Source organism: Polaribacter sp. MED152 (genome assembly GCF_000152945.2).
Lineage (GTDB): Bacteria > Bacteroidota > Bacteroidia > Flavobacteriales > Flavobacteriaceae > Polaribacter.
The window spans coordinates 2,741,949-2,759,250 of the sequence record NC_020830.1; the positions used below are offsets into that span (position 1 = coordinate 2,741,949).

Below are 17,302 nucleotides of genomic sequence, written 5' to 3' on the forward strand. Positions count from 1 at the left end.
TTGCTAAATTTTAACCATTTACATGATATTAATTTACTCACACAAAGTTACACCAAGAGTTCGCTATATTTTTAAGCATATAGTTACAAGAACCCTTTTGATACCTGTGAGTTTTACTAGTAAGGTAGAAGAGTTTGTAGCACACAATGGACCTAAAATTAGCTATACAAAAACACCTTTAGGTAATGAGTTTTTTATAAAAAGTAATGATTTGCTTTTTGAGCAAGGCGTAAATGATTTAGAAATTATAATTAATAAATGGGATTCAGTTCCTTGCTTTTTTGCCACCAATGTAAAGTCATCTATTCCCTTTGATATTTTTGCAGCTAGTTTTTACCTAATTACACGTTATGAAGAATATTTGCCACATGTAAAAGATATTCATGGTAGATTTACTGCAGAGCAGAGTTTGGCTTTTAAAAAAGGATTTTTAGAAAAACCAGTTGTTGATATTTGGGCTTTTAAATTTTTGAAAGTCTTAAAAGAAAAGTTTCCAGATTACGAGTACCCTAAAAGAAAGTTCAATTTTATTTCTACTGTAGATATAGACAATGCGTTTGCTTATAAAAACAAAAGTTTTGTTAGAAGTGTAGGAGGATTTTTAAATGATATTTTTACGTTTAGAATTTTAAATGTTATTAACAGACTTGCTGTTAATTTGAACTTAAAAGCAGATCCTTACAACACCTTTGATACTATTTTAGCACTAAAGAAAAAGTACAGTGTAAACACCATTTTCTTTTTTCTAGTAGGCGATTATACCACTTTTGATACCAATGTTTCTGTTTCTAAAAGCAAATACAGACTGCTTATTAAAGAAATGGTAGATTATGCAAGAGTTGGTTTGCACCCTTCTTATTTTTCAATGCAAAATTCGGCTTTAATCAAAAAAGAAAAAGAACGTTTAGAAAATATTACGAACACTCCTTTAAAAAGTTCTAGACAGCATTATTTACGATTTAGTTTGCCAGAAACTTATCAACTTTTAATAGATTTAGAAATAGAAGAAGATTATTCTATGGGCTATGCTAGCAATGTTGGTTTTAGGGCTGGTACTTGTACACCTTTCTATTTCTACGATTTAGATTTTGAAATTCAAACGCCTTTAAAAGTGTTTCCTTTTGCATTGATGGATACTACTTTGAACGATTATATGAAACTAACTCCAAAACAATCTTTAGGGAAAATTAGAGATTTAAAGAATGAGGTGAAAGCCGTAAATGGAACATTTATTACGTTATTTCATAATGAAACTTTAAGCGATTATTTACGTTGGAAAGGTTGGAAGCGTTTGTATGAATCTATGTTAAAAATTGCTACTTCTTAAATGATTACCTACATAGAAAGAGCTGCATTACATGAAGAAAAATACAACAATTGTATTACCAATTCACTACAAAGTAAAGTTTATGCTTATTCTTGGTATTTAGATATTGTTGCAGACAATTGGTCTGTTTTGGTTTTGGATGATTATGCAGCTGTAATGCCTATTTGTTGGCGAAAGAAGAACTTTATAAAGTATGTGTACCCACCTTTTTGGTTGTTAGAATTAGGTGTTTTTTCTATAGATAATACTGTTAATGTTGAACAGTTTTACAAACTATTATTTACAAAGTTTAGGTTTGTAGAGAGTAAATTAAATACAGCAAATCCGATAAAAATAGAGGCTTCGTATCTTGTGGAAAAGCAAGTTCAGGTGTTGCCCTTAAACTCAAATTACGATACTATTTTTAGTGGTTTTAGAAAAGATCGTAAAAAGGATTTAAAGAAAGCTACAAAGGTAGGTTTGAGTGCTAAATGGAATGATGATCCAAAAAAAATAATCCAGCTATTTCGAGATAATGTAGGTAAAAGAACACCTTTTATTACAGATAGAGATTATGATAATCTATCGAAATTAATTACCATTTGCATAGAAAAAGAAGTAGGAGAGGTGTTATCTATTTATAATGAACAGCATCAATTAGTAGCTTCTGGTTTTTTCTTAAAACATAAAAATACCATTACTATATTGGTGTCTTCTACAGATTTTAATTTTAGAAAAAATGGCGAAAATACCTTTCTTATAAATACTGCCATTCAAAAATACCATAATGATTTTGAGCTGTTTAATTTTGGAGGCTCATCCATGAAAAGTATTGCTGAGTATTTTTTAAGTTTTGGTGCTAAGACATTAAATTATCAAGAAATTAAATACAACCAATTGCCTGCTTTTGTAAAATTATTTAAGCGCTAATTGTTCAGTTTATTTTCGCATAAATAGATGTACCATTGAGAAATGATCTCATTATAGTCTTTGTAAATTCTTTTTACAGGAAGTCTGTTTTTTTTCATCTGTAAAAGCATTTGTTTTGTAATTGGCTCATAATTGTTCCAATCGTGCTTTTTTAAAATACTTTCTTTTAACGTATCAGATAATCTTGGTTTGATTTTATCTTTGATTTTTTGTTTGATTAAATCAGATTTTTTGGGTTGAATTTCATTCTTGAAATTCACATTATAATCCTTAAAATAGGCTGTAGTTAAAACATCATCATATAAAATTTTCATTTGTTTATAGGTCATGGGTACTTTTTTAAAAAATGCTAATAACTCCATATCCCAATAAGGAAATCTAAATTCAAAATTAAAAAACAAATAATAACTGGCTGAATTGAAGATGTATTTAGCAAGTCTTTCTCTAAAATTATAATCTTCAAAAACTGTACTTGCAATTTTTGATTGATAATCTTGGTCTACCTTATTTAAACTAGAATTGATTTCGTGTTTTAATTCAATTTTTTCTTGTTCTGAAAGATGCGTATTATTCAGTTTAAGATTTAGTATAGCATCTGCAATAGTATGACTCTTTATTTTCTTTGGAATTTTATTGTACTCACTTCCTCCTAAAAAATCACCAGCAAATCCAGGTATAAAAACTGAGTTTTTAGGTATTTTAAGTTCTTCTTTTAAATATTTTATGGCAAAATATTCTTGCAAATAGGGCATAGAAGAGTGTTTGCCTGCAAAATGCGCATAACTTAAGAACTCTTCAGTTTCAAGATAATTTGAAATTAATGCTGGAGTATACTCTATAAAATACCAAGGATAGTCCAAGGATTCAGCAGTTTTCTTAGAATTTTCAATTTCAAAATTTTCTTTTCTACCATAAGTAAAACAGATTACATTTTTGTAATTGTGTTTTTTTAGTAGTACAGCAATCAATCTAGAGTCATAACCACCACTTAAAGGAAGCAATACTGTTTTGTTTTGCAAAGAATTTATCAATCTTACAAAAGCTTCTTCAAAAATAACAATTGCTTCATCTTTTAAGTCTGTATAAGATGCTTTGCTTTCAGTTTTAATAGCGTAAGAAAATAAAACAACTTTTTCTACTAACCTTTGATTTTTGAAACGCAGATAAGTGCTTGGTTCTAATTGAAAAACGGAATCTAAAAGAGTTTTGTTTGAGTGCGTATGATTAGAGGCCTTAAACTCTAATTTAGCTATTTCATCAAACGTATTGATTTTGAATTTGTTTTTTAGTATTAAAACATCATCACTAATACATACACTATCATTTTGAATGGTATAAAATAAAGGGAAAGCTCTAGTATTATCACAAACAATTTCTACACTATTTTCACTTGAAATAATAATAGTAAAAACCCCATTTAAGGTTTTTAAAAACGATTTACTATTTTCATTAGGTAGTAGGTTGGTTAAAAATGCAAGCGCATTTTCTTTTTCATAAAAAACATCATCACTATAAAAATATCCTTTTAAGGCAATAGTAGTATTGCAATACCATTGAAAACCATGGTTGAATTTTAAACTGATATTTTTATTGGTAAGCACTATTTTTTTCTTTTGATTTTTGAAGCAGATATATAAATATAAGGATATTAAAAATCATACCTACCATAGAAAATAAAGCGAGCGCTATTATAATGTCATTGTAAAAATAGTAGCCACAAAATAGGGCTAGGAATCTAAATATAAGCAAGGCTATATCTAATACTAGCATAGTTTTTTGCTTATTCAAAATGAGTATTAACGAATTTAAAGGATTGCTTAAAAAGGCAAAAAATAACCAAGGAATTAGAATTCGAGCATATAACCCAACATCTGTCCAACCTTCACCAAACAAAAAATCTAAGTAATAAGATAAGATGAATAAAGGCGTAAAAATAAGTAAACTAATGATTAATAAGTGCTTTGCTGTTTTTAGAACTAAGGCATACAGGTTACCTTGATCATTATACAATTTAGTGGCTTTATTAAAAAATACTTGATTCACAGATTGTTGCACAACACCTATTGGTGCCCTCATAAATTTTACAGCCAAGCCATAAATACCAGAACTTGCCAAGCCAAAATACTTTGTTATTAATAATACTGGCAACTCATTAGAAAGATTGTTGGTTAGATTAATAATAGAGTTGAAAATAGGAATATCTTTATATTTCTTAGCTAGAAATAGCATTCTATTTAAACTGACTTCTTTACACAAAGGTTGTAATTTGTTGTAAGTTAATTGAAGTAGATAAAAAATTTGCAATACATGGCCTATTAGCATCCCAGGAATTAAGCCTAATGAGTTATAAGAAGAAAATCCTGTTGCAATTTGAGTAGCACTCATGCTCGAAGACTTTAAAAACATGCCTTTAGAAATGGCTTTAAAATTATCCTTTCTGTTATTCCAATAATCAAAATTAGCAATTAAGCCAAATAAGAAAACATTTAAAGGCAGTAGATAAATAAAATTAGAAAGTACAGTAATATTGAAAAAATCTAATATTTCTGTTTTAAAAAGGCTTACAATAAGCAGTAGTAAAAGGCAATAGAGTATTAAAATCAAAGTTGAAAAGGCAAATAGGTTTATAGCATCTTTATCTTTTTTAGGTAATACTATAGCAAACTCAAATTGTAAGGTGGCTAAAGGTTTTAAAATTATTGTGGCAGATGAAAAAAGTATATAAATACCAAAAAGTTCTGCAGAGAATAATCTTGTAAGTAATAAAATAGATGCATAAACTACTACTTGACTTAAAGCAGAACCTGTAATTAATGTCAAAACATTTTTTACAAACTCTTTTTTTAAAAAAGAAAATAGTTGCATATTACTTACCTAAATAGTGTATTCAAATATAAAGGAAAATGGCAAAGATAGAGCACGTATTTTTTGATTTAGATCACACACTTTGGGATTTTGAGAAAAATTCTGATTTGGCTTTTCAAAAAGTATTTGAAAAACAAAAAATAGAAATTGATTTACATAAGTTTTTAGAAGTTTATAAACCTTTAAATTTAGAATTTTGGAGGCTTTATAGAGAAGAAAAAATTACAAAGAGCGAACTTAGATATAGCCGATTAAAAAATACTTTTGACGCCATTAATTTCGAAATTTCTGATGATTTAATAGATACAATTGCTATTGAGTACATTGATTTTCTTCCACATTTTAATCACTTATTTCAAGGTACTTTTGAAATTTTAGATTATTTAAAAGATAAATACAACCTGCACATCATAACAAATGGGTTTGAAGAAATTCAGGCTAAAAAGATGCAATCTTCTAAAATCTTAGATTATTTTGATGTTATTGTAACCTCAGAATCTGTTGGAGTTAAGAAACCAAATCCGAGGGTTTTTGAATTTGCTCTAGATAAAGCAAAAGCAAATGCCAACAATTCAATTATGATTGGTGATAGTATTGAAGCCGATATTTATGGAGCTATAAACTCAGGTATTAAAGCCATTCATTGTAATTTTGAAAATGATGTAATAGACAACACAGATTTTGAAAGCATTACAGCACTTCACGAATTAAAGCAATATCTGTAATCAGAATTACGTTAAAAACTAAACTCATTTTATGAAAGGTGTACTTCAATTAAGTGTCATTTGCTGTTTATTATTATTTAATTCCTGCTATGAAGAGTTGGATTTTGATCAAATTAATGATTATGTCTACAAACCAATAGTTACTTCTTCTCTAACTTTTTTCTCTGTTGTACCAGGACAATTTTTTAATGATTTGGGTGTTCAAGAAACAAGTGTAACATCAGTTTCTGACTTTAGAGTATTTGAAGATTCTTTTGTTAATGAAGATATTGTAAGAATCGATTTTAGCACGTTAATTAAAAATGAATTTGATAGAGAGGTAACTATTGATGTATCCTTTTTAGATGATAACAATACAGTACTATATCAATTTGCTTCCATAGTAATTCCTGCTGGAGATTTAGAAAACAATTATACAGAAGAGGTTTTTGTTAGCGCAAATCCTGCTATTGTAAATACTACTAAGGTAAGAATTAGAGCAGAGCTAGAAGATACAGGTACAAGTATGAACCCAAATGATACTAGTGAGTTTGAATTAAAATCATCAGTAACGCTTTATATAGAATCAGAAATTTAAGATGAGAAAAATTTTTAGCCTGATACTGTGTTTAGTGCTTTTTCAAATTTCGGCACAGAACAAACAAATTCTGTATAATTTTGCTGAATTGCCACAAACCTTATTGTTAAATCCTGCCTCAGAAGTAAATTATAAATTTCATGTGGGTTTACCTTTATTGTCTGGATTTTCCTCAGATTTTGGATCAAAAGGAGTTGTACTTTCGGATATTTTTGCCAATGATAATCGCTCTATAAATGATAAGATTGCAGAGGCTATTCAAAATTTATCGTATCGAGATTTTACAAAGATAAATACCCAGATAGAAATTCTAAGTGGAGGTTTTCGTTTTAAAGACGATTATTATATCAGTTTTGGATTTTATCAAGAGTTAGATGCTATCGGGTATTATCCTAAAGATGCATTAGACTTTATAAGTGAAGGAAATGCACCTCATATTAATAGAGCATTTAGTGCTGCAGGTATTAGATACAAAGCAGATTTTTTAGGCGTTTTACATGCAGGTATTTCTAAAAAAGTAAATGAGAATTTAACCATAGGAGGTAGGTTTAAAATTTATTCATCTGCATTAAATGTAGAGTCAAATAACAATACTGGCTTATTTACAACTACTGGTGGTACTAATAATATTTATACACACTATCTAACAGATGTAAATTTAAAATTTAGAACTTCTGGCTTAATTGAAAACAACGAATACATTACAGATGCCAGTACATATTTAAAAAATACTTTTTTTGGTAGTAATATGGGTATTGGTATCGATGTTGGTTTAACATACAGAATAACTCCTCAACTAGAGTTTTCAGGTAGTATTTTAGATCTGGGTTTTATAAATCATAAAACGAATACTAAGAATACGAGTGTAACAGGTAATTTTGTTTTTGAAGGTGTTGCACTAGAGTTTAATAATGATGATAATTTTGAAAATTGGAATGAAATAGATCAACGTTTTCAAGATGAAATTCCGGTTACAGATGATTTTGAATCTTATATTTCATGGAGGCCAACAAAATTAAATTTGGCCTTAAAATATAGTTTTGGAGAGTACAGAAGTAAAGTATGTTATGATAATACCTATAAAAACTTTTATACAGATGCAATAGGCGTTCAATTGTATAATGTATTTAGGCCCTTAAGTTCGCAATTGGCCTTAACTGGCTTTTACGAAAAAGCCATTACGAACAAAATTCATACTAAAGTAACTTATACTATAGATGATTTTTCATATTCAAATATTGGTGCAGGTTTATCTTTACAATTGGGTAGTTTTAATATTTATGGTTTAGCAGACAATTTATTAGAATATGGCGATTTATCGTCTACAAATAGTGCCTCTTTTCAATTAGGTTTCAATTTTTTATTTAATTAATATGTTTAGAAAAATACTTTTAATACTTGCATTATGTTTTGCAGGTTTATCCTATAGTCAATCTGTAAGTTTAGAGAAGTACCAATACATTATTGTACCCAATCAATTTGATTTTGTAAATTCAGTAGATGCTTATCAAACTAGTTCATTAACTAAGTTCTTATTGCAAAAGAAAGGCTTTCCTGTTTTCTTGAGCAATGAAAACATTCCTGATGCTTTGTCAAAAAATAAATGTGCAGCTTTAATTGTTTCTGTAAAAGACGATTCTTCAATGCTCCAAACTAAAAATTATTTAGAAGCAAAAGATTGTTTTGGTAAAGTAATTTATACTTCTAAAATTGGTAAAAGTAAATTTAAAGATTACAAGAAAGCATATCATGCAAGCATAAGAGAAGCAGTAAAAAGTATGACAAACTTTAGGTATAGTTATGTAGATGTAAATAGCATCAAAGCAAAAGATAAAGAAGTTGTGGCTGCAGTAATATCTGATGATGTTTATGAGAAAGTTTTAAAAGAAGTAAAACAAAATAAGCAACTTAAAGAAGGTAAAATAGAAGAGAACACTATAAAAATGAACAATAATACTCTTTTATATGCGCAGGAAATTCCCGAAGGATTTCAACTGGTAAATGAAACGCCTAAAATTGTGTATACTTTATTAAAAACGAACAATGACTCAATATTTATTCTAAAAAATTTAAAAGGAATTGTTTACAAGAAAGGGGATAAGTGGCAGCTAGAGTATTACATATACAATAGATTAATTCAAGAAGAATTACGCATTAAATTTTAGTAATTGTATTTCTTTTTCCATCGCTTTTTAAGAATTTCATTGAACTGATTTTCTCTTGCGTTATTTCCTGGTTCATATAATTTAGTACCAGCTATTTCTTCTGGTAAAAATTCTTGTTCTGCAAAATTATTAGGAAAATCATGAGCATATTTATAAGTTTTTCCATAATCTAAATCTCTCATTAATTTTGTTGGAGCGTTTCTTAGATGCAGAGGAACAGATAAATCACCAGTTTGTTTTACCAAACTCTGGGCTTTATTAATAGCTAAGTATGAAGCATTGCTTTTGGCAGAATTAGCTAAATAAACCACACATTGGCTCAGTATTATTCTACTTTCTGGATTACCAATTACAGCCACTGCTTGAAAAGTATTGTTCGCCAAAATTAATGCGGTTGGATTTGCATTACCAATGTCTTCAGAAGCAAGAATCAATAATCTTCTTGCAATAAATTTTACATCCTCACCACCCTCAATCATTCTAGCTAAATAATAAACTGCAGCATTTGGATCACTACCTCTTATAGATTTTATAAAAGCTGAAATAATGTCATAATGTTGTTCTCCAGTTTTATCATATCTGGTAGTATTCTGCTGAATTTTATCTAAAACATAATCATTAGTGATTTCTACATGATCTTCTGTTGAGACTAAAAGTTCAAAAATGTTTAATAATTTTCGAGCATCTCCTCCAGAAACACGCAATAAGGCATCAGTTTCCGTGAGTTTTATAGTTTTACCAGCAAGAATATCATCTTTTTGAATTGCGCGTTCTAAAAGTGCTATTAAATCGTTTTTATCAAATGAATTTAAAATGTAAACCTGACATCTAGATAAAAGTGCAGGTATCACTTCAAAGCTTGGGTTTTCTGTGGTTGCACCTATAAGCGTTACCCAACCTTTTTCTACAGCACCAAGTAAAGAGTCTTGCTGCGATTTGCTAAACCTATGAATTTCATCGATAAATAATATTGGGTTTTTGGCCGTAAATAAACCACCGCTTTTTTTGGCTTTTTCAATAACCTCTCTAACATCTTTTACTCCAGAACTTATTGCACTTAGCGTGTAAAATGGTCTGTTAGATTCTGTAGCAATAATGTTCGCTAAGGTAGTTTTTCCAATTCCTGGTGGTCCCCAAAGAATTAAAGAAGGTATAATTCCCTGCTTAATCAAATTTGTCAAAACTCCTTTTGGGCCAACTAAATGCTGCTGACTTATGTAGTCTTCTAAAGTTTTGGGTCTAATTCTTTCTGCCAAAGGTTCATTCATAGCACAAAAATACAAAGATTTCTGACAGAATTTGTCAAATTAGGCTTTGGTTAGGTTTTTGTATATTTTGGCATATGCAAGATGAGGAATTACGAAATAAAACTTCACCATTTTTAGTACCATCTTTGTTTATCCTAATAATTTGGGGTATTTATATTGTGGAAATAAAGTATGGTTTTAATCTAAATAAATACGGTGTTTTTCCAAGAACACTTAAAGGATTAAGAGGTATACTATTTACCCATTTTTTACATAGCAATACAAGTCATTTATTTAATAATTCAATTCCTTTATTTGTATTATTGAGCAGTCTGTTTTATTTCTACAGAAATATTGCTTTCAAAATTTTACTTATTGGAGGATTGTTAACAGGATTTACAACTTGGGCTATAGCAAGAGATTCTTACCATATTGGAGCTAGTGGTATTGTATACTTGGTTTTTAGTTTTGTGTTTTTTAGTGGAATAATCAGAAAGCACTATAGATTAGTGGCGCTATCTTTTATAGTGATTTTCCTTTATGGTAGTATGATTTGGTATGTGTTTCCCATTAAAGACGGTATGTCTTGGGAAGGTCATTTATCAGGATTTGTTGTGGGATTAATCCTAGCTTTTATATATCGTAAAAACGGATTGGTTAAAAAAGAATACGAATTCAGTAAAACAGATTTTGATCTTCTTTTTGATGATCAAGGAAATTTGATTCAACCAGATTACCCAGAAGAAAGTGACACAACTATGAAAGAATAGATCTTTGTCTAACAGTTTCATAAAGAAAAACACCACAAGCTACAGAAACATTTAATGATTCAATGTTTCCTGATAAAGGTAACTTTGCTTTATAATCAACCATTTTTAGAACAGAGGGATTTACTCCCCTATGTTCAGAGCCCATAATAATAGCTATAGGTTGATTAAAATTGACATCGTAAATTGAGCTATCTGTCTTTTCAGTAGCAGCCACGGTTTTTATATTTGAAGCTTGAAGTATAAAAAGAGCGTCTTTAATATGGTCCACTTTGCAAATTGGCATTTTGAATGCTGCTCCAGCTGATGTTTTTATAGTTTCTGCATTAACAGGTGCACTTCCATTTTTTTGAATGATAATACCATTTACTCCTGTACATTCTGCAGTTCTAATAATAGCTCCAAAATTTCTTACATCAGATAATTGATCCAGAATTAAAAAGAAAGGTACTTTTTCTGCTTCTAAGGTATCATCCAATAGGGTTTCTAAATCATAAAAATCGATTGGTGAAATTTGTGCAACTGCACCTTGATGATTACTGTTTTTAGATAGTCTATTTAATTTTTCTACAGGTACAGTGCTTGTAGCAATTTTAGAATCTTTAATTAACTTGTCTAGTTCATAATACAAACTACCTCTCAAGCCTTTTTGTAGGTATATTTTGTTGATAGTAGATCCGCTTTCTATTGCCTCAATGATTGCTCTTAATCCGAAAATGTTTGTAGTTTCTGTCAATGTATTTTATTTAAATAAAAAAATCGTAATCAGATTGATTACGATTTTTAAAATATTGTAATGTTTTATTTAGTTTACAACAAATGTACTAGATGTACCACCACCATAAGCACCGTTAGTAGCAAATACTTGCACTCCGTTTACAGTGATTTCAAATGCACCAGCTCCATCTCCATATTGATCGAAGATATCAACTCTATAGTTACCATTTGCTAAACAAGCAGCATCTCTTTGAGTACCACTTAGGCCAGCATATCCTCCATAAGCAGGACTAGATGCGTTAGCCATAACTGTTGCTCCAGTATCAGTATTAACAATTCTCCAGTAAACTTCTTCTGGATATGCATCTAAAGTTACAGCAACTTTAGCTTTACCTTGTCCTGAAGGACAACCTTTAGCTACGTTTAAAGTAATTCCATCACCAACGATAATATCTCCGCCAGCAACCATATCTATGCTTAATGTTTTATCAACAATAATGTCTAGATCATTTTCATTAAAAGTAATGTCTAATACTGCCTCATTTGAGTTTGCAGGAATAGTAATTGAAGTAGGCATTGAATAAGATGCAGCTGAAATAGTTCCAGAAGTAGTTAAATCGATAGTTCTGTCTTCTCCAGTAATGTTTGCAGAAAATACGCTAATTGATTTTGTTAAACTCTCTCCAGGAGTTACAGTTACATCGCTTGAGAAGTAAGTTTCGAAAGAAGCATATGGAGTTCCAGGTGCTTCAACGTCTTCTTCACAACCTGTGAATAATGCAATGCTTAAAAATAGTAATGTGTAAAGTTTTATTTGTTTCATTTTTTTGGCGTTTAAAATGAGAATAGGAGACTTTTACATCTCCTATTCAATTAAATAATTAAATATTAGTTGTTCTGAGTAGAGATAAAAGGATTAAATTGAATCTCTCCTTCAGGAATTTCGAAAGTCATTCTCTCGTCATTGTAAGGAATTGAAGCACCTACAAAAGATAAGTGATTAGAACCTCTAGTAACAGTTGCTTTATTACGCTTCATAGCTAAGTAACTTTTACCTTCTCCCCATAGTTCTATTCTAGTTTGTAAGTAAATTTCATTCTTTAAACTTTGACCTGATAAACCATCTATGTAAGATGCATCTGGAACTCTTTGGCTAACTAAAGCTTTTAATTCAGTTCTAGCTTGAGCATCGTTTCCAGAGAAAGCAGCATATTCTGCAGCTAATAAGTGCATTTCAGCAACTCTCATGTAAACATAATCATCTTGTACAATTCTAGTTACACCATAACGTGTTCTAGCTGCATTGTAAAATTTGTTTAATGGCATTAAGTGAGTATAAGCTCCTGGGTTATCTACATACTGATCTTTTCTGAAGTCATTTGCTGGAATTGCATCAAATAAATCTTGATCCATTGATTTAGCATCTCCAAATGCAGGGTAACTGTATGCGAAGTAATCCATTTGACCCCACCAAGAAACTAATCCAAGACCAATTTCATCGTTTAAGTCAACACCCCACATCCATCCTGGAGTATTTACATTGTTAAAACCACCTGTAATTTCAGAAGAACTCATTAAAGAATATCCGCTGATAGCAGCTTTAGCCATGTTATATGCTTTTGCATAGTCTGTTCCTCTAGCACCTAATACATAAGCATAAATACCTTGAGCAACTGATTTGTTGATCTCAGTTTTGTTAGATCTTGTAAAACCGTCTAATAAAGAGATAGCTTCAGTTAAATCTTGCTCCATTAAGTCATAGATTTCAGAAGCAGCTACTTTAGGACCATTTAAGTCTGTAGCACTTCTGTAGATAGGTAGAATTTCTTCTGCACCATCATACTCTTTTTGATAGAACTGTGTTAAATAAAAGTAAGAATGAGCACGTAAAGCTTTTGCTTGACCCATAATTGCTTTATTTGCAGCACTTTCTGGAGTAATATCTGTACCTCCTAAACCATCAATTACTTCGTTACAACCTCTTACAATTCTGTAGTAGTATCTCCAAACTTGTCTGTTGTCTCCAAATGTAAAATCTTGTGGTGCTTGGTACTCAGTAATAGATGCTCTATACCATCCATAAGTACTTGTACTTAAAGCCATGTCACTTGATAACATATCACTAAAGATATCATAAGACTTGTGACCAAAATCATCATGCCCTGATGTACCTCCTGAACCGAAGGTAAATGTTAATGAATATACACCACCCATTAATGCCCCTGTAACCTCAGGGTCAATCGTAGATGCCTGCTCTAACTGAGCAGAGGTTAAAGAAGCTGACCCTTCAAGGGCTGGCTTCTCTAGAAAATCGTCTCCACAACTAACTGTTGATATCGCTAATGCAGAGAGTAATCCGAATTTAATTAATTTATTCATGTTTTTTTAAATTTAAATTTTATTATTAAAATTTCACTCTAACACCTAATGTCATTGTACTCATTGGTGCATATAATCTTCGTCCTGAATTTCCTGACTCACTTGTGTTTGGTAAGAAACCTTGACGTGCAGTAGCATTAAATAAGTTATCTGCTGAGAACCAAATGTTCACTGTTTGTACAGATATTTTATCTAAATATTGTTTTGGTATGTTATATCCGATATTAACGTTGTTTAATGCAATGAAATCTGTTGATGTAATAAATCTAGTTGAAGTAGAAGTACCATTTACAATCGCGTTATCTGTTAAAGCAGGTACATCAGTGATGTCTCCTGGATTTTGCCATCTGTTAGCGATGTCTTTGTGGTAGTTGTTACCCACTGCTCCAAAACGATCAGACATTAATTCTGCGTATTGAGCATCGTAAGCGTAACCTCCTAAACTATATGTAAACTGAGTACCAAAGTTGAAGTTACCAACTTTACCAGATAAACGGAAAGCACCTCTTACATCAGCAATTGCTGATTTATCTGCGTATACATCAGATGCATCAGAATAAGTTTTAGTTACAGTTTTCTGGATATTAGCACCAGGAACTTTAATTTGGTATTCTACAATAGAACCAGTATTGTTAACTACTGCAGGATCTGCAGGAACCCAAGAACCACTAGAGTATGAAGATGGTTCACCAGCATCTAAAACACCATTGTTATTCACATCATCATAATACTGGTACCACATTGGAGCACCATCAGCAGGATCTACACCAGCCCATTCTCTCATATAGAAGTCAAAAATAGATCTTCCTTCTGATCTTGCATAAAATCCACTTGGAGTCAATAATTGAGGCTCACCTGTTGCAGGATCTAATGGCATAGTAAGTATTTCATTAGTTACAATTTCACCATTTACAGATAAATCTAATGTAAAGTCTTTACTATCTACTAAGTGTCCAGTAACATCAAATTCAAAACCTTTGTTCACTAATTCACCATCATTTACAGTAATTGAAGAGATACCTTGAGATGGCCCTACAAAACGGTTAAAGATTAAGTTATCAGTTAATTTGTTATAGTAATCTAAGTTTACATCTAAATACTTTCCAAAACTCATTTCAGCACCAACTTGGAATTGATTAGTAGTTTCCCAAGTTAAATCTGGGTTACCATTTGCTCCAGGAGCTAATGAAATACTACCACCTAAGTTACCACCGTTAAACGTGTTATATCCTGAGAAGAATCCAACACCAGCTTGATCTCCAGTAATACCGTAAGAAGCTTTTAATTTTAAGTAGCTAATAAAGCTGTCTTGTAAGAAATCTTCATTACTAGCAATCCAAGACGCACCAACAGAACCAAATGTTCCCCATTTGTCATTTACGAATCTTGAAGAACCATCTGCTCTTACAGAAGCAGAGAAGTAATATTTCTGATCGAAGTTATAGTTAAACTGACTAAAGTAAGATTCAATTGTAAATCCACTTGTAGAACCAGAAGGTAAACCTAAACTTGATTGAAAGTTATCTAAATCGAATAAGAATGGACTAATTTGTAATCCTTTAGAAGCTGAAGCGAAATTTTGCTCAAAGTCATTACTTTCATGTGCTACTAAAGCATCGAAAGAATGATTACCCCAAGTATTGTTATACTTAACGATCTGTAAAATGTTTTGTGTTAAACTAGAGAAGTCATTAATTGTAATGTCTCCACTTGTTGCTTGACCACCACCATAAAATTTGTTCGTGTAGTCTCTGTTCTTTTGTGTTGCATACTGCACACCATATCTTATCTCTGCAGATAAGTTTTCTGTGAATTTGAATGTAGCTGAGAAGTTACCATTCATTTCATGACGATCAGTTCCGTTAAAGTCATACTTAGCAGAACCAATTGGGTTTAATCCATTTGCATTTGGCCTATCTCTTAATCCTGACAAAGAACCATAGTCATATTGGAAACCTCCATAAAATAAATCTGGTACTAACTGTGCATTATCGTCTCTTAAGAAAACTGGGAAGATAGGTGCCATTTTATCAGCAAATTCGAATACGTTCTCAGAACCAGCAATTTGACCGTTAGCAATATTCTCTGAATATGCATAACCAATGTTGCTGTTTAATTTTAACCAAGGCTTAACATCACTAGTTAAGTTTAAACGAGTTGTGTATCTTTTATAACCTGTGTTAATAGAATAACCATTATCATCTAAGTAACCGAAAGAAGCAAAATATCTAGTATCTTGATTACCACCACCCATTCTTAAGTTAGTTTCAGTTCTAATCGCTGAATCAAATGCAACATCTGCATATCTTAATGGAGTATATTTTCTAGTAACTCCTGGACGAACTGTACCAGTTGTTGGGTCGATTAAATCTGCTCCACTAGTTACATTCCACATGTTGTATCCTGGTGCAACATAGTTGTTTGTAAATAAGTTTGCGTTAGCGAATGCTACTGGATCTGGGTTACCAGTTACAACACCTCTGTTTTTAATACCTTCCCAAACGTAACCAATGTACTCTTCTGGGTCAGTTACTACGTCATATCTTGGAATTAACTGGTCGTTAACACCTGTTTTTACATCAATTTCGATGTAAGAGTTAGAAGCACTACCACCTTTAGTTGTAATTAATACAACACCGTTTGCACCTCTAGAACCATAAATTGCAGTTGCAGTTGCATCCTTTAAGATAGTTGTACTAGCAATATCACTTGGGTTAATAGAGTTGATACTACCAGAAAAAGGTACACCATCTACTACATATAATGGAGCTCTGTTACCATTTACAGATCCATAACCTCTAATTCTAATTGCACCAACAGTACCTGGCTGACCAGAACTATTAATTACAGTAACCCCTGCAACCTCACCAGTTAAAGCTTGAGAAACGTTAGAGAAGTTTTTCACCTCTAATTGTTCTTGCTTTACTACAGCCGCTGTTCCAACGAATGCCTGTTTTGTTGAAGTACCATAACCTACAACAACAATCTCATCTAAAACATTTGCATCTTCTGCTAACTTTACGTTAATAACGTTAGAAGATCCAACTGTTCTTTCACTTGCTTTGTACCCTAAGTATCTAAATACTAAAACATCTCCAGTTTTAGCTTGAATAGAATACTTACCGTCAAAATCAGTTTCTGTACCTTTAGTACTTCCTTTAATTATAACACTAACTCCTGGTAGACTTCCTGATTCATCAGAAACCGTACCTGAAATAGTCTTTTCTTGTGCAAAGGATATTTGCACGACAAACGCTAGTAATAGCGTTAAAATTCCATTAAACTTTGTCTTCATTGTATAATTATTTGAATTAATTAATGCCAAAAGTCTTAAATAAAACTTAAAAAAACAATTTTTTAACAATAATTTCTTTAAAATAATTTCATTATCTCATTAATAGACGAAAAGTATTCAATATCCTTTCAGACAAAGTATGGATTAATATTTTAACAGTCTTTTTTTAAGGTGAATTACAGTATGTAAGCCTTTGAAAAACAGAGTTTAAGATGTTGTATTTGTTGGGTTAGTTGGAAAGGTTTTTTTATAGGTTATTGTTGGTAAGTGTGTTTGTTAAGTTAATTTTGTAGGTGCTTATTGGAGGGAATTTTTGTTTGGAACAGAAA

The 17,302-nt window shown here is 31.1% G+C and carries 14 protein-coding genes; 7 read left to right on the forward strand and 7 right to left on the reverse strand.

Annotated features, from left to right (window positions below; all coding sequences use genetic code 11):
- Positions 1 to 22 precede the first annotated feature (22 nt).
- Both MED152_RS12205 and MED152_RS12210 read left to right on the forward strand, forming a co-directional pair.
- Positions 23 to 1,327: a polysaccharide deacetylase family protein gene (locus tag MED152_RS12205; RefSeq protein WP_015482201.1), complete on the forward strand. Its 1,305-nt coding sequence runs from the start codon at positions 23 to 25 to the stop codon at positions 1,325 to 1,327.
- Positions 1,328 to 2,236, forward strand: coding sequence for a hypothetical protein (locus MED152_RS12210; RefSeq protein ID WP_015482202.1), 909 nt, complete (start codon positions 1,328 to 1,330; stop codon positions 2,234 to 2,236).
- Here MED152_RS12210 and MED152_RS12215 read toward each other — a convergent pair.
- Entirely contained in the window at positions 2,233 to 3,837 is a 1,605-nt protein-coding gene (locus MED152_RS12215; protein WP_015482203.1) for an asparagine synthetase B family protein, read from the reverse strand. The genes MED152_RS12210 and MED152_RS12215 overlap by 4 nt on opposite strands.
- Positions 3,824 to 5,056 (reverse strand): lipopolysaccharide biosynthesis protein, encoded by a 1,233-nt coding sequence (locus MED152_RS12220; RefSeq protein ID WP_238559140.1) that lies wholly within the window; start codon positions 5,054 to 5,056, stop codon positions 3,824 to 3,826. Before MED152_RS12220 ends, MED152_RS12215 begins: the two co-directional genes overlap by 14 nt.
- An 83-nt stretch (positions 5,057 to 5,139) precedes the next feature.
- Here MED152_RS12220 and MED152_RS12225 point away from each other — a divergent pair, with 83 nt between their 5' ends.
- Genes MED152_RS12225 through MED152_RS12240 form a run of 4 tightly spaced genes read left to right on the forward strand, consistent with a single transcriptional unit; the run spans position 5,140 to position 8,568 of the window.
- Positions 5,140 to 5,826, forward strand: a complete 687-nt coding sequence (locus tag MED152_RS12225; protein WP_015482205.1) for a YjjG family noncanonical pyrimidine nucleotidase — start codon at positions 5,140 to 5,142, stop codon at positions 5,824 to 5,826.
- Between the two features lie 31 nt (positions 5,827 to 5,857).
- Positions 5,858 to 6,403, forward strand: coding sequence for a hypothetical protein (locus MED152_RS12230; protein ID WP_015482206.1), 546 nt, complete (start codon positions 5,858 to 5,860; stop codon positions 6,401 to 6,403).
- Between the two features lies 1 nt (position 6,404).
- The gene (locus tag MED152_RS12235) at positions 6,405 to 7,775 is read left to right on the forward strand and encodes a DUF5723 family protein (protein WP_015482207.1); all 1,371 of its coding nucleotides are present in this window, start codon (positions 6,405 to 6,407) and stop codon (positions 7,773 to 7,775) included.
- Between the two features lies 1 nt (position 7,776).
- Positions 7,777 to 8,568, forward strand: coding sequence for a hypothetical protein (locus tag MED152_RS12240; protein WP_015482208.1), 792 nt, complete (start codon positions 7,777 to 7,779; stop codon positions 8,566 to 8,568).
- Here the strand turns inward: MED152_RS12240 and MED152_RS12245 are convergent.
- Positions 8,565 to 9,836 carry a replication-associated recombination protein A gene (locus MED152_RS12245; RefSeq protein ID WP_015482209.1) on the reverse strand — a complete coding sequence of 424 codons (1,272 nt, stop codon included), beginning with the start codon at positions 9,834 to 9,836 and terminating at the stop codon, positions 8,565 to 8,567. The genes MED152_RS12240 and MED152_RS12245 overlap by 4 nt on opposite strands.
- A 74-nt stretch (positions 9,837 to 9,910) precedes the next feature.
- On the opposite strand from MED152_RS12245, the gene MED152_RS12250 reads away from it, so the two are divergent.
- Positions 9,911 to 10,585, forward strand: a complete 675-nt coding sequence (locus MED152_RS12250) for a rhomboid family intramembrane serine protease (RefSeq protein WP_015482210.1) — start codon at positions 9,911 to 9,913, stop codon at positions 10,583 to 10,585.
- Here the strand turns inward: MED152_RS12250 and rlmB are convergent.
- The 4 genes from rlmB to MED152_RS12270 all read right to left on the reverse strand — a co-directional run bounded on the left by rlmB (position 10,572) and on the right by MED152_RS12270 (position 16,973).
- Entirely contained in the window at positions 10,572 to 11,318 is a 747-nt protein-coding gene (gene rlmB / locus MED152_RS12255) for a 23S rRNA (guanosine(2251)-2'-O)-methyltransferase RlmB (RefSeq protein ID WP_015482211.1), read from the reverse strand. The genes MED152_RS12250 and rlmB overlap by 14 nt on opposite strands.
- Before the next feature lie 69 nt (positions 11,319 to 11,387).
- A complete protein-coding gene (locus MED152_RS12260; RefSeq protein ID WP_015482212.1) occupies positions 11,388 to 12,122 on the reverse strand; it encodes a hypothetical protein in 735 nt (244 codons plus the stop codon).
- A 65-nt stretch (positions 12,123 to 12,187) separates the two neighbouring features.
- Positions 12,188 to 13,678, reverse strand: coding sequence for a RagB/SusD family nutrient uptake outer membrane protein (locus MED152_RS12265; protein WP_015482213.1), 1,491 nt, complete (start codon positions 13,676 to 13,678; stop codon positions 12,188 to 12,190).
- A gap of 25 nt (positions 13,679 to 13,703) precedes the next feature.
- On the reverse strand, positions 13,704 to 16,973 hold the full coding sequence (locus tag MED152_RS12270; RefSeq protein ID WP_015482214.1) for a SusC/RagA family TonB-linked outer membrane protein: 3,270 nt from the start codon (positions 16,971 to 16,973) through the stop codon (positions 13,704 to 13,706).
- Between the last annotated feature and the right edge of the window lie 329 nt (positions 16,974 to 17,302).

What these genes read in the sequence shown, in the direction of transcription:
- MED152_RS12205 (WP_015482201.1), top strand. Translation starts at nt 23, where the DNA reads ATGATATTAATTTACTCACACAAAGTTACACCAAGAGTTCGCTATATT.
- MED152_RS12210 (WP_015482202.1), top strand. Translation starts at nt 1,328, where the DNA reads ATGATTACCTACATAGAAAGAGCTGCATTACATGAAGAAAAATACAAC.
- MED152_RS12225 (WP_015482205.1), top strand. Translation starts at nt 5,140, where the DNA reads ATGGCAAAGATAGAGCACGTATTTTTTGATTTAGATCACACACTTTGG.
- MED152_RS12230 (WP_015482206.1), top strand. Translation starts at nt 5,858, where the DNA reads ATGAAAGGTGTACTTCAATTAAGTGTCATTTGCTGTTTATTATTATTT.
- MED152_RS12235 (WP_015482207.1), top strand. Translation starts at nt 6,405, where the DNA reads ATGAGAAAAATTTTTAGCCTGATACTGTGTTTAGTGCTTTTTCAAATT.
- MED152_RS12240 (WP_015482208.1), top strand. Translation starts at nt 7,777, where the DNA reads ATGTTTAGAAAAATACTTTTAATACTTGCATTATGTTTTGCAGGTTTA.
- MED152_RS12245 (WP_015482209.1), bottom strand. Translation starts at nt 9,836, where the DNA reads ATGAATGAACCTTTGGCAGAAAGAATTAGACCCAAAACTTTAGAAGAC.
- MED152_RS12250 (WP_015482210.1), top strand. Translation starts at nt 9,911, where the DNA reads ATGCAAGATGAGGAATTACGAAATAAAACTTCACCATTTTTAGTACCA.
- MED152_RS12260 (WP_015482212.1), bottom strand. Translation starts at nt 12,122, where the DNA reads ATGAAACAAATAAAACTTTACACATTACTATTTTTAAGCATTGCATTA.
- MED152_RS12265 (WP_015482213.1), bottom strand. Translation starts at nt 13,678, where the DNA reads ATGAATAAATTAATTAAATTCGGATTACTCTCTGCATTAGCGATATCA.
- MED152_RS12270 (WP_015482214.1), bottom strand. Translation starts at nt 16,973, where the DNA reads ATGAAGACAAAGTTTAATGGAATTTTAACGCTATTACTAGCGTTTGTC.